Source organism: Streptomyces sp. NPDC050703 (genome assembly GCF_040654435.1).
In the GTDB taxonomy this organism is placed as follows: Bacteria; Actinomycetota; Actinomycetes; order Streptomycetales; family Streptomycetaceae; genus Streptomyces.
The window spans coordinates 1-11,972 of the sequence record NZ_JBFAHX010000019.1 but is presented as its reverse complement, the minus strand read 5'-3'; the positions used below and the strand labels follow the sequence as shown (position 1 = coordinate 11,972).

General features: G+C 72.2%; 10 protein-coding genes. 8 read left to right on the top strand and 2 right to left on the bottom strand.

Translation table 11 applies throughout. The annotated features are described in order from the left end of the window. Nucleotides 1-1,211: 1,211 nt before the first annotated feature. From AB0I16_RS19160 to AB0I16_RS19135, 6 genes are read left to right on the top strand one after another with little or no spacing between them, the layout of a single operon-like run. On the top strand, nucleotides 1,212-2,075 hold the full coding sequence (locus tag AB0I16_RS19160) for a 3-hydroxyacyl-CoA dehydrogenase family protein (RefSeq protein WP_363250599.1): 864 nt from the start codon (nucleotides 1,212-1,214) through the stop codon (nucleotides 2,073-2,075). After that, nucleotides 2,075-2,740, top strand: a complete 666-nt coding sequence (locus tag AB0I16_RS19155; protein ID WP_363250598.1) for a class I SAM-dependent methyltransferase — start codon at nucleotides 2,075-2,077, stop codon at nucleotides 2,738-2,740. Before AB0I16_RS19160 ends, AB0I16_RS19155 begins: the two co-directional genes overlap by 1 nt. A 14-nt stretch (nucleotides 2,741-2,754) precedes the next feature. Next, on the top strand, nucleotides 2,755-3,036 hold the full coding sequence (locus tag AB0I16_RS19150; RefSeq protein ID WP_363250597.1) for an acyl carrier protein: 282 nt from the start codon (nucleotides 2,755-2,757) through the stop codon (nucleotides 3,034-3,036). After that, nucleotides 3,029-4,129 (top strand): acyl-CoA dehydrogenase family protein, encoded by a 1,101-nt coding sequence (locus AB0I16_RS19145; RefSeq protein WP_363250596.1) that lies wholly within the window; start codon nucleotides 3,029-3,031, stop codon nucleotides 4,127-4,129. The genes AB0I16_RS19150 and AB0I16_RS19145 overlap by 8 nt, the downstream gene beginning before the upstream one ends. Then, complete coding sequence (locus AB0I16_RS19140; RefSeq protein WP_363250595.1) at nucleotides 4,126-5,124, top strand: 3-oxoacyl-[acyl-carrier-protein] synthase III C-terminal domain-containing protein; 999 nt, start codon at nucleotides 4,126-4,128, stop codon at nucleotides 5,122-5,124. Before AB0I16_RS19145 ends, AB0I16_RS19140 begins: the two co-directional genes overlap by 4 nt. Continuing rightward, nucleotides 5,121-6,227: an HAD-IIIC family phosphatase gene (locus AB0I16_RS19135; RefSeq protein WP_363250683.1), complete on the top strand. Its 1,107-nt coding sequence runs from the start codon at nucleotides 5,121-5,123 to the stop codon at nucleotides 6,225-6,227. The genes AB0I16_RS19140 and AB0I16_RS19135 overlap by 4 nt, the downstream gene beginning before the upstream one ends. Nucleotides 6,228-6,263: 36 nt before the next feature. On the opposite strand, the gene AB0I16_RS19130 is transcribed toward AB0I16_RS19135, so the two are convergent. Continuing rightward, on the bottom strand, nucleotides 6,264-7,712 hold the full coding sequence (locus AB0I16_RS19130; protein ID WP_363250594.1) for an MFS transporter: 1,449 nt from the start codon (nucleotides 7,710-7,712) through the stop codon (nucleotides 6,264-6,266). Continuing rightward, nucleotides 7,709-8,656 (bottom strand): nucleoside hydrolase, encoded by a 948-nt coding sequence (locus tag AB0I16_RS19125; RefSeq protein ID WP_363250593.1) that lies wholly within the window; start codon nucleotides 8,654-8,656, stop codon nucleotides 7,709-7,711. Before AB0I16_RS19125 ends, AB0I16_RS19130 begins: the two co-directional genes overlap by 4 nt. A gap of 281 nt (nucleotides 8,657-8,937) precedes the next feature. Here AB0I16_RS19125 and AB0I16_RS19120 point away from each other — a divergent pair, with 281 nt between their 5' ends. Then, a complete protein-coding gene (locus tag AB0I16_RS19120) occupies nucleotides 8,938-10,011 on the top strand; it encodes a LacI family DNA-binding transcriptional regulator (RefSeq protein WP_363250592.1) in 1,074 nt (357 codons plus the stop codon). A 502-nt stretch (nucleotides 10,012-10,513) separates the two neighbouring features. Further along, nucleotides 10,514-11,881, top strand: a complete 1,368-nt coding sequence (locus tag AB0I16_RS19115) for a helix-turn-helix transcriptional regulator (protein ID WP_363250682.1) — start codon at nucleotides 10,514-10,516, stop codon at nucleotides 11,879-11,881. Nucleotides 11,882-11,972: the final 91 nt, after the last annotated feature.

Here is an 11,972-nt window from a genome sequence, read left to right as displayed (position 1 = left end):
AGACCTTCGTCTCATCCGGGTGCCTTGAGGCTCGAATTAGGGCGGCCCACAGCACCGCGCCACAATGTGGTGCGGTCCAAGGTGAACAATTCGTCAATAAGGGCTGAAGAGATTCAGCACCGAGCGGGACCATCGGCTCGCGTTCGGCCTACATGAGACGGAACCCACGTGCGCGCGGAAAGGGCGTCCGCCGTTGCGGCGAAGTATTGATCACGGGATTGACCGGATGAACTGTCACGGGCCGGGCCGCACGCGGAGAATGAGATCGGCCGACGACTCCACTTGCATCACTGTCCGTAGGCATGCTCAGCGGTCGACCCCCCGTCAGCTTCATCGGTCAACCGGAATCTAACACTTGATATCCAGCAACGGCAAGCATGTGATCATTCACACCCACGATACTGATCAGTCATTCAACTAATCATCGCTAAACCCTCAATGGCCAGCGAAAACAACTCCTCCGCAGGCTTCCGCCCGGCCGCACCGGCAGGTGTTCCGGGAGGTCGTTTCCGGACACGAGCGCCACCGTGGCCCGACAACTGGCCGGTAAGCGAAGGAAGTTGACACGCCCACGCTCCGTAGCGCGCACCTGCCGGCATTCCGTCCGTTTGTGCCCGATTCCGGCACCTTGAGCCGCTTGTAAGCGACGCCACGTGCCGGGTTTCCACCCCTCCTCACGCACGCCGGCACACGGAAGAGCCGCACCCCGGCAAGGCGTGCGGACCGAACCCGGAAACCTATTCCCCACCTGCCCGCGACATATTCACGGGAGAAGAAGAAGGTACGGAAAAAGAGAGAAGCCGCAGGCCGCCCCGCATTCGAGGCGGAGTCTCGGGATTCAGGGCCTATTGGCCCCTGGCGCCACCCCGGAACAATCATGCTACGGTCGTCCGGCGTCGGATCGAAGGGGAGGAACGTGGCGTCGCATTGCGACCCGTCGAGCATCTCGCCGACCGGTGTCCCAAGTTTGCGGAATACAGCATTCCAGCGTGTGGAGACCACGCACCGTGTGGCGACCACACGGTGATGTTCTGCGGCGATGTCCCGCGGTGATCCCACGCGGTGATGTCGCACAGTGACGCCGACCGTGGCACCGCACGGCGATATCTTCACGATCTTCGCGCGGTCCTCGCGCGCCGAGCGGAAGTCCATACCCGCTTCCCGAGCGAACCATTCATTGATGTCGACCGCCCGGCATGGGGAGGTACGCGGTGACAGAGGAAGATCCCACCCCACGGCTCGCCGTTCTCGGCGCCGGCGTCATGGGGGTCAGCATCACCACGCTCGCCCTCGGCCGGGGCGTGCCCGTGGTCCTGATCGAGACCGATCCGGCGAAGCGGGCGGACGCCCCGGCCCGGATCGAGCGCGAACTGCGCACGGCGCAGCTCATGGGCGTCCGCTCCGAGCGGCCCCGCGCCGAGCTGGTGACCGGCGGCTCGCCCGCCGACTGCGCGGACGCGGACGTGGTGATCGAGGCGATCACCGAAGAGGCCGGCCTGAAGACCGCGGCGCTGACCGAGGTGAGCCGCGTGGTCGGTGCGGACACCGCCCTGGTCACCAACACCTCCTCCATCCCGGTGGACGAGCTCGCGGCGAAGCTCCCGCGCCCCGAGGCCCTCCTCGGCGTGCACTTCATGAACCCCTCGTACCTCATCGGCACCGTCGAGGTGATCCGCGGCTCACGGACCTCGCCCGCGGCCGTGGAATCGGTCGGGCGGCTCCTCACCGCGCTCGGGCGGCGCGGTGTGTTCGTCGGCGACGGCCCCGGCTTCGTGACCAGCCGCGTACTGCACCGCATGATCAACGACGCGGCCCGGGTCGTGCAGGAGGGCAGGGCGAGCGCCGAGGACGTCGACACGCTGATGCGGGACTGCCTCGGCCACCGCACAGGGCCGCTGCGCACCGCCGACCTGATCGGCATCGACAACCTCGTGGACTCCCTGCGGGTCCTGCACGAACGCACCGGCGACGAGGGCTGCCGCCCGTGCGAACTGCTCCTTGAGAAGGTCGACGCGGGCGAGCACGGCCGCAAGAGCGGCAAGGGCTTCTACACCTATACGGGAGTGGTCTCCTGATGGCCGGTCAGCTCGCCGTGGACGAACCGCTCCTGGACTACGTACGGCGGATGTCGCTGCGCGACGACGACGTGCTGCGCGAACTGCGCGCGGAGACCGCGGGCATGCCCATGCTCCAGGCCATGCTGGTCCTGCCGGAGGAGGCCCAGCTCCTCGCCCTCCTGGTACGGGTCACCGGGGCGCGGCGCGTCCTGGAGGTGGGCACCTTCACCGGTTACAGCAGTCTGTGCATGGCACGCGCCCTGCCGCCCGGCGGCACGGTCGTCACCTGCGACATCAGTGAGCGGTGGACCGCCGTCGCCCGCCGCTACTGGGAGCGGGCCGGGGTCGCGGACCTGATCGACCTGCGGCTCGGCGACGCCGCGGAGACGCTCGGCGCGCTGGGCGCGCAGGACGGCCCCGGCAGCTTCGACCTGGCCTTCCTCGACGCCGACAAGGCCAACTACGTCCGCTACTACGAGCAGGCGCTCGCCCTGGTCCGCCCCGGCGGGCTGCTCGTCCTGGACAACACCCTCTTCTTCGGCAAGGTCGTCGACCCCGCCGCGCAGGACCCGGACACCCTGGCCATCCGTGAACTCAACGCCCTGCTGCGGGACGACGAGCGCGTGGACATCTCCATGCTCGCCGTCGCCGACGGCCTGACCCTCGTCCACAAGAAGCCCTGAGAGGAAGCACGGAGATGAGCGAGCCCACCACCACCCCTCCCCTGTCGGCGGAGCACGTCAGGACCGAGCTGAAGCGGTTCCTCACGGAGCGCACCAAGACCGACTGGGCGGCGGACACCGACCTCTTCGCGACCGGCGGTGTCTCCTCCCTGTTCGCGATGGAGCTCGTGGTCCACGTGGAGAAGACCTTCGGCATCGCCGTCGAGGGCCCCGACCTGCGCATCGACAACTTCCGTACGGTCGACGCCATGACGGCCCTGGTGCTCCGGCTCGCCGAAGCGGGCTCCGGTGAGTGACGAACTCGCGGCCCTGATCGGTGCGGAGACCGCCGACCGGGCCGCGGGGTGGGACCTGGCGGGGGCGATCCCCCGTGAGGTGCTGCGCGGGCTCGGCGCCAAGGGCGCGCTGTGCGCCGAGGTGCCCGCCGAGTACGGCGGGCACGGCCTGACGGGCCGGGCCAACGGTGAACTGACCGCGCACGCGGGGGCGCTGTGCAGTTCGCTGCGGTCGGTGATGACCTCGCAGGGCATGGCCGCCTGGACCATCCAGCGCTTCGGCACCCGCCGCCAGCGCTCCACGGAGCTCACCCGGCTCACCTCGGGTTCCCTCGCGGCCGTGGCGTTCAGCGAGCCGCGGGCCGGCAGCGACCTCTCGGCGATCGCCACCACGATCACCGACGACGGCGACGAGGTCGTCCTCGACGGGCACAAGGTGTGGTCGACCGCCGCCGCCTACGCCGACGTCGTCGTCGTCTTCGGCCGCTACCAGGACGGCGCGGCGGCCGTCGTGGTCCCCACCGACACCCCGGGCGTCACGGTGGACCCGATCGCCCAGCCCCTCGGCTGCCGCGCGGCGGGCCACGCGGACGTGGTCCTCGACGGCGTGCGCCTGCCCGCGGACCGGGTGCTCTCGGGCACGAGCCAGTCGCTCGGCCTGCTGACCACCCTCGCCCTGACCTACGGCCGGCTCTCGGTGGCCTGGGGCTGCGTGGGCATCGTCCGCGGCTGTCTGCGGGCCGCCGCCGACCACGCCCGCCGCCGCGAGCAGTTCGGCAAGCCGCTGGCCGAGCACCAGCTCGTCGCCCGGCACCTGTCGGAGCTGTTCGTCGCCGAGCAGACCGCCACCCGCGTGTGCGAGCACGCGTCGGACCGCTGGGACAGCGGCTCCCCCGAGGTGACGGGCGAGGCGGTGCTCGCCAAGCACGTCGCCGCGGGCCGCGCGGCACACGCCGCCGCCACCGCGGTGCAGGTCCTCGCGTCGGCGGGGTCGGTGGACGGCGAGGTGGTGGCCCGTGCCTACCGGGACGCCAAGTTGATGCAGATCATCGAGGGCAGCGACGAGATCTGCCAGCTGATCCTCGCGGAGCGCGCGCTGGAGGGTGTGGCATGACGACGGCTGCCGAAGGCACGGGAACCGAAGAGGCGGGAATAGGGGTCGGCGCGATCCACTGCCTGCTGCCCGACGAGCGCGTGGCCGTGGTGGACCTGCCCGAGCTGGCGAGGCTCACCGACGAGGAGCTGAAGTTCGCCGAGCAGGCCGGCATCAAGTCGGTCGGCGTCTTCCCCGACACCGAGCCGACCGAACTCGCCGCACGGGCCTGCCGGGAACTGCTCGCCGCGCACCCCGGCACCCCCGATCTGATGCTGCACATCGGCTCCCGGGCACCGGACGTCCTGATCGGCTCGGACGCGGGCAAGATCGCCCACCTCGCGGGGCTCACCGGAGTCTTCCCCTTCACCGTCGACGGCCTCGGCTGCGCGGGCTCGTCGGCGGCCTGGGCGCTCGGCAGGGACCTGCTCAACGGCGACCCCTCCCGGCGATGCGTCCTGCTCACCTACGGCAGCCGGCCCACCGCCGCCGACCGGGTGCGCCGCCCCGTCACGGTGATCGGGGACGGGGCGTTCGCCATGACGCTGGTGCGCGGCGGCAGGCCGCTGCTGACGGCGCACCGCATGGAGGCGGACAGCTCCTTCCACGACCTGTTCAAGGTGGAGTACAAGAACAGCCCCTGGTCGCAGTGGCGCGAGGTGTGCGACGACAACGACCGCTACTCCTTCGAGCTGGCCATGCACAGCCGCACCAGGCTCGGCAAGCTCGTCGACCAGGTGCTCGCGGACGCGGGCATCGGCAAGGACGACGTGGCCGCCACGCTGATGCAGAACGTCACCTCCAGCGCCTTCGACTTCTACAAGGCCACGCTGGGGCTCCCGATCCACCCGGTCTGCGCCACCCACCTGGCGGAGCTGGGCCATCTCGGCCCGATGGACGTGGTCCTGAACCTGGACCGCCTCCTCGCCACCGGTGAGGTCGCCCGCGGCCAGTACGTCCTCGTCCTGAGCAACAGCCCGGTCGCCGCGTGGACGGTGACGTTGTGGGAGGTGTGAAGCCGGTGACCGAAGCGCAGCCGACGATCAAGTGCCTGGTCTGGGACCTGGACAACACCCTGTGGCGCGGGACGCTCCTGGAGGACGGCGAGGTCGCCCTGCACGAGGGCCTGCGCGAGGTGATCGTCGAACTGGACTCGCGCGGCATCCTCCAGGCCGTCGCCAGCCGCAACGACCACGACCACGCCTGGGGGCGCCTGGAGAAGCTCGGGATCGCGGACTACTTCGTGCTGCCGCGCATCAACTGGGGCGCCAAGTCGGCCTCCGTGCGGGCCATCGCCGAAGAGCTGAACTTCGCGCCGTCGACGATCGCCTTCATCGACGACCAGCCCGCCGAACGCGCCGAGGTCGCGTTCCACCTGCCCGAGGTGCGCTGCTACCCGGCGGAGGACGCCCTCGGGCTGCCCGCCCGCCCCGAGTTCACCCCGGCCGTCGTCACCGGCGACGCCCGCAGGCGGCGGCAGATGTACCAGGCGGGTGTCCGCCGGGAGGCGGAGCGCACCGAGCACGTGGGCACCGACGAGGAGTTCCTGCGCTCGCTCGGTCTTGAGCTGCGCATCGAGCGCGCCGGTGACGAGGCGATCTCCCGGGTCGAGGAGCTGACCCTGCGCACCAGCCAGATGAACGCGACGGGCGTGCACTACTCCGACGAGGCGCTGCGCGCCCTGGTGGCCGACGAGGAGCACGAGGTGCTCGTCGCCTCGCTCATCGACCGGTTCGGCCCGCACGGCGCGATCGGCGTGATCCTGCTGGAGCGGCGCCCGACGTCCTGGCACATCAAGCTGCTGGCGACGTCCTGCCGTGTGGTGTCGTTCGGCGTCGGGGCCGCGCTGCTGCGCTGGCTCTCCGACGAGGCCGCCCGCGCGGGGGTCCTGCTGACCGCCGGGTTCCGGCGCACCGAGCGCAACCGCATGATGGAGGTCGCCTACCGCTTCGCGGGCTTCCGCGAGCACACCGGGGACGCGGAGAAGGCGGCGGAGGACGGCGTCCAGACACTCGCGCTCGAACCCGAGAGGCAGGACGCCCCCGCGCACCTGGCCGTGCTCGCGCCGCGCCCGTTCGGTGACTCGCCCGGTCTCGTCGGATGGGCGCACGCGGAATGACGGCCGAGGCCCGGGGTCCGGGTCTCGGCCGCGCGCTCACTCCGCGGCTTCGGCCTCCACCGGCTTGGGGATGAGGAAGGACGTCGCGAAGGCCGCCGCGATGAGGACGACACCGGCGATCATGCCTGCCGAGTACCCGGCGGTCGAGGTCTCGTCGGCCGGTGCCGCGGCGGTCCGCACCGCGTACAGGACGGCGAAGCTGAGTCCGGCGCCGAGGTTGAAGGCGCCCGCGTTGAGTCCGGGCAGGAAGCCCGGGTTCTCCTTCGGGGAGAGCACGATGCCGAGGCCGTTGAGGACGATGTTGCCCACGCCCGCGTAGGTGACGCCGATGAGGACCGATGCGGCGAGGAGCAGCGGCCGCGAGTCGCCGTGCAGGGTGACCAGCATCAGGGCCACCGTCACGGCGGAGCCGATGAGCCCGAGGCGCAGGACGCGGCCGTAGCCATGGGTGGCGGCCATGCGCCCGGCGAGGGGTCCCATGGCGAGGCCCGCGAGGGCGTACGGGGTCAGGGTCCACCAGGCGGACTGCTCGGCGCTCATGCCGAAGCCGGCCCGGGCGTCCTGGGCGAAGGCCGGGATCATGCCGTTCATCACGGCGAAGACGCCGGTCATGGTCAGGACGGTGGTCAGGAGCAGCGCCCAGGTGGAGCGCCGGCGCAGGTGGCGGGTGGCGACGAGCGGGTGGCTGCTGCGGTCCTCGGCGCGCCAGAACAGGGCGAAGGCGAGGGCCGTGACGGCGAACAGGCCGATCACGAGCGGCCAGTTCGCCGCGCCGAGCTTGCCCGCCTCGTTCAGGGCGATGAGGGCGGCGCCGACGGAGACCACCAGGAGGGTGACGCCGGGCCAGTCCATGCGGCGGTCGGCCGGGCCGGCGGCCCGGGACTCCGGGGTGAGGGTGGCGACGAGCAGGGTGGCGAGCGCGGCCACGCCGGCCATCGCCCAGAACACGGACTGGAAGCCGTGGTGGTCGGCGAGGTAGCCGCCGGCCAGGGAGTCGACGCCCGCGATGCCGCCGTTGACGGCGGTGATGACGCCGAGGAGGGTGCCGTACCTCTTGGGCTCGCGCACTTCGTTGCGCAGCATGATCAGGCAGAGCGGCACGGTGGGGCCCGAGACGCCCTGGATGACGCGGCCCGCGAAGAGCAGGGGGACGCTCTCGGCGAGCGCGGCGACGACGCAGCCGACGACCATGAGCGCCAGCATCCCGGCGAGCACCTTGCGGCGTCCGATCAGGTCGCCGAGGCGCGGCAGGAAGAGCGAGAAGAGCGCGGCGGAGGTGAAGAACGCGGTCTGGGTCAGGCCGATCTCGGCGGAGGTCGCCCCGAGGGAGTCCTCGATGTTCTTCAGGGCGGGGCTGAGCATGCTCGCGTTGAGCTGGAAGGCGAAGCAGGCGGCGAGGAGCGCGGTGACCAGGACGCCGACGCGCACCGGGCGGGAGCCGCGCGCGCCGCCGGGGGCTGCGGCGGGTTCGGTGACGGCGTTCATGCGCGGACGTCCCCGATCCGCTCCAGGGCGTCCACGACGAGGTCCCAGAACCGCTGGTGGTCGAGGTCGACGGCGACCTGGGTGTGGCAGTCGTCGGGGGCGGGCGCGCGGAGGTCGGTGACGGTCATGCCGAGGGTGAGGGTGCCGGTGAGCTCGATGTCGACGGGGGCCTTGCGGACCGTCATGACGTCGGGGTCGATGACGTAGGCGACGGCGCACGGGTCGTGGACGGGCGGCGCGTCGAAGCCCTGGGCCTGGAGGTACATGGCGCCGAAGAAGTCGAGCAGCTCGGTGACGAAGACGGCGGGTCCCGTGCCGACCTTCGCGATGCGCTCGACGACCTCGGGGGTGGCGAGGGCCTGGTGGGTGAGGTCGAGGCCGACCATGGTGACCGGCCAGGGCTCGTTGAAGACGATGTGCGCGGCCTCGGGGTCGATCTTGATGTTGAACTCGGCGACGGGGCTCCAGTTGCCCGTGTGGTAGCCACCGCCCATCAGGACGACCTCGCGGACGCGCTCGACGATGCGGGGCTCCTTGCGCGCGGCCAGGGCGATGTTCGTCAGACCCGCGGTGGGCACGATGGTGATCTCGCCGGGCTCGTGCGCCATGACCGTGTCGATGATCAGGTCCACGGCGTGGCGGTCGTCGACGGCGAGGGTCGGCTCGGGCATGACGGGGCCGTCGATGCCGCTCTCGCCGTGGATGTCGGGGGCGGTCTCGACGGTGCGGATCAGCGGGCGGGCGCAGCCGGCGGCGAAGGGGACACCGGTGATGTTCGCGATGCGGGCCACCGAAAGGGCGTTGCGGGTGACCTTCTCCAGGGTCTGGTTGCCCACCACCGTGGTGACGGCCACCAGCTCGACATCCGGGTTGCCGTGCGCCAGGAGCATGGCGATCGCGTCGTCATGTCCGGGGTCGCAGTCCAGGATGATCTTTCGGGGCATCGCGGAACCTCTTTGTTCGGCTGAGCCGGCGCCGCGGGGCGACGGCTCGGGAAAACGTTCTCCGAAGACTCTGTGCACGAGTGCGAATTATGTCAATGGCGGACGCCACATCGCGGCAAACCGGCCCGGAACGGACACAGGTCATATCTGGGCAAGACCGGTTGATCGGCGGAATGCGTCGCGAAATTCGGCCCGCGATCGGGTCTGGCCGGGGCACCTGTCCGCTGATAACGTTTGCCGAAATTTGATCAACCCGACCTTGATCGAGAGGTGGCCGCGGCGTGGCCGACGCAACGCTGAAGGACGTGGCCCGCGCCTCGGGCTGTTCCGTCGCCACGGTCTCCCGCGTCCTCGCGGGCACGCGCCCCGTCGGCGCCGAGACCGCCCACCGCGTCCGGGCCGCCGCCGAGGCGCTCGGCTACCGGCCCAACCAGGCGGCCCGCGCCCTGCGCAGCCGCGCCACGGGCACGGTCGGCCTCGTCCTGCCGCAGATCACCAACCCCTTCTACCCCGCCCTCGTACGGGAGTTGACGCACGCCCTGCACGCCGACGGCCGTGCCGTGCTGCTCGCCGACTGCGACGACGACCCGGCGGCCGAGGCGGAGCACATCGCCGACCTGCTCGGCAGGCGGGTCGACGCCCTCCTGGTGATCCCCGCGGACGAGGAGCGCAGCCGGGCGGCGGTGGCCGCGGCGGCGGCCCGGGTGCCGCTCGTCCTGATGGACCGGGGCTGCGGGCCCGGCGTCGCCGACTCCGTCGCTGTCGACAACACCGCGGGCATGGCACTCGTACTGGATCACCTGGCCGCCACGGGACGCCGCACGGTCTGCTTCATCGGGGCCGAGGGGACGGCGTCGGCCGCCGCCGAGCGGCGCGGCGCCTACGCGGCCGGGTCCCGCGCCCTCGATCCCGGGGCTCCGGAGCGGGTGGCGCTCGGCGACTTCTCCGTGGAGTGGGGGCGCGCCGCCGTCGACCGGGTCTGGCCCGCCCGGCCCGACGCGCTGGTCTGCGCCAACGACCTGATCGCGATCGGGGCCCTGCAACGGCTCCACCGGCTCGGCGCCGACGTGCCGGGCGAGGTCGCCGTCACCGGCTTCGACGACATCCCGATGGCGGCGCTCTCCGCGCCCGGCGTCACGACGGTCCGCCAGCCGGTGGCCCAGCTCGCCGCCGAGGCCGCGCGGCTCCTCGCCCAGCGCCTCGCCGGCGGCGAAGCCGGGCCCCGGCGGGCCATACGGCTCGCGCCCGAGCTGGTCGTACGGGAGTCGAGCGCGCCGAAGCGGTCGGCGCGCACCCCCGCGCAGCAGTGCGCGCCGCCCGGCTCGGGGCAGCTCAGCGCCGTACGCGCCAGGTGAGTGTGCCGGTCAGTGCGGTCCGCAGCTCCGGGTCGCGCACCGCGTCCGTCGAATCGGTGGCGCGGACGGGCAGGGTGTGGATGCGGCCGTCCGCGGGGACGCCGGCGCGCGCGGGGTCACGGCGGAGGCGTCCCCGGCACGCCTGACCTCACGGCCGTCGGGCGGCGCTCCTGGCCGGTCGGGGATGCGATGCGTGGGGGGCATGGGCCTCCTCCCGAAGTCCGCGATATAAATGGCGAGTCAAGCGGGGTCAAGGCGCGGCTCAACGTAGGGGCTCCTGCGGTCCCGGGCGACGGTCGGGGCTCAAGTCCCCCTCTGTGCCCGTGCGTTCGCACAGCGGCAGCGGACTCCCGGTGCTCATCTCGGTACGCGACCTGTGGAGACAGCGGTGGCTCAGAACAGTCCCGAAGGGGTAGGGCGCGCCCGCGTCGAGGACATACGGCGCGACCACCCCCGGCGGGCACGGCGCGAGGACGGCGTCAGGAGCGGTGAGCCCGCCGAGATCGGCCGGCGCGTCTCGCGGCTGCGCGCCGAACGCGGCCTGACGCAGAAGCAGTTGGCCGAGCCCGCCTACACCCCCGCCTACATCTCCACCCTGGAGTCGGGGAAGGTGCGGCCCTCCGAGGCCGCGCTGCGCCACCTCGCCGAACGTCTCGGCGTCAGCCACGAGGAACTGGCCACAGGACGCCCCGCCGCACTCGCCACGGAACTGCGGCTGCGGCTCACCGACGCCCGGCTCGCACTGTCCTCCGGCGCGCCGGAGGACGCCGCCGCGCTCTTCGAGGCACTGCACGAGGAGGCCGTACGGCACGGGTTCGCCGCCGAGCAGGCGGCGGCGCTGCTCGGCCTCGGCGACTGCCTGCTGGAGTCCGGCGCGCTGGTCGATGCCCGCGACTGCTTCGCCTCCGTCGAGCGGCTGCTCGCCGACGAGCCGCTGCCGCGCCGGGTGCCCGCCATCCGGGGCCGCGCCACCGCCCATCTGCTCACCGGCGAGCTGCGCTACGCCTGCTACCTCCTGGAGAACGCGCTCGACGAACTGAACGCGTCGGGCCCGCACGACCCGGAGGCCCTGCTGCTGCTCTACACGGCGTCCATCGCGCCCTACATGGACATGGGCGCGCACGTCCGCGCGGCGCACGCCGCCGAGCTGGCGCTCGCCCTCGCCCCGAGCGTGAGCGACCCCGCGCTGATCGCGGGCATGCACCGCGGGGTGGCCCGCACGCTGATCGCCGAGGGCCGCATCGCCGAGGCCGACGCCTCCCTCGCCAAGGCCCAGGAGCTCTACCGGCAGCTGCAGATCCGCACGGAACTGGCCCACTGCCACTGGATGCGCGGCTACGTCCACGCCCAGCACGGCAACCTGGAGCGCGCCGAGAGCGAGCTGCGCACCGCCCGCTCCATCCTGGCCGCCAAGCGGGCCGCGCTCTTCACGGAGCAGGTCGAGGTCGAACTGGCGGACGTCCTGCGCCGGCGGGGCAGGGCCGAGGAGGCGGAGGCACTGCTCCGGCCCCTCGTGACCGCCCGCACCGCCGAAGCCCCGGGGGACGGCCTCACGGAGGGCGGGGCGGGTGCTCTCGGGGCCGGGCGCGGCGCGGTGCACGCGGGCGGCGCGCACCGGCTGCTCGGGCTCATCGCCGAGGAGCGCGGCGACACCGAGGCCGCCGAGGAGCACTACTGCGCGGCCCTGTCCCTGCTCGAACGCTCCAGCGCGACGGGCGACCTCGCCGACCTCTGCCGCCTCCTGGGCGACCTGCTGCGCCGCACCGGGCGGGTGGAGGCCGCGATGGACGCCTACCGCACCGGCCTCGGCCACCGCGCGGCCCCCGGCACGACGACACTGGGCCCCGCACCGGCGACGCCCCCGTTCTAGGTGTATTGACCCGCAGCGTTGTTGACCCGGCTGATCGGGGGCTGGCCGCCGAGTGCGGTGTGGCAGCGGTGGTGGTTGTAGGTGTGGAGGA

Bases quoted from the DNA above. Each gene is read 5' to 3' on its own strand.
- AB0I16_RS19155 (WP_363250598.1), top strand. From the start codon at position 2,075: ATGGCCGGTCAGCTCGCCGTGGACGAACCGCTCCTGGACTACGTACGG.
- AB0I16_RS19150 (WP_363250597.1), top strand. From the start codon at position 2,755: ATGAGCGAGCCCACCACCACCCCTCCCCTGTCGGCGGAGCACGTCAGG.
- AB0I16_RS19140 (WP_363250595.1), top strand. From the start codon at position 4,126: ATGACGACGGCTGCCGAAGGCACGGGAACCGAAGAGGCGGGAATAGGG.
- AB0I16_RS19130 (WP_363250594.1), bottom strand. From the start codon at position 7,712: ATGAACGCCGTCACCGAACCCGCCGCAGCCCCCGGCGGCGCGCGCGGC.
- AB0I16_RS19125 (WP_363250593.1), bottom strand. From the start codon at position 8,656: ATGCCCCGAAAGATCATCCTGGACTGCGACCCCGGACATGACGACGCG.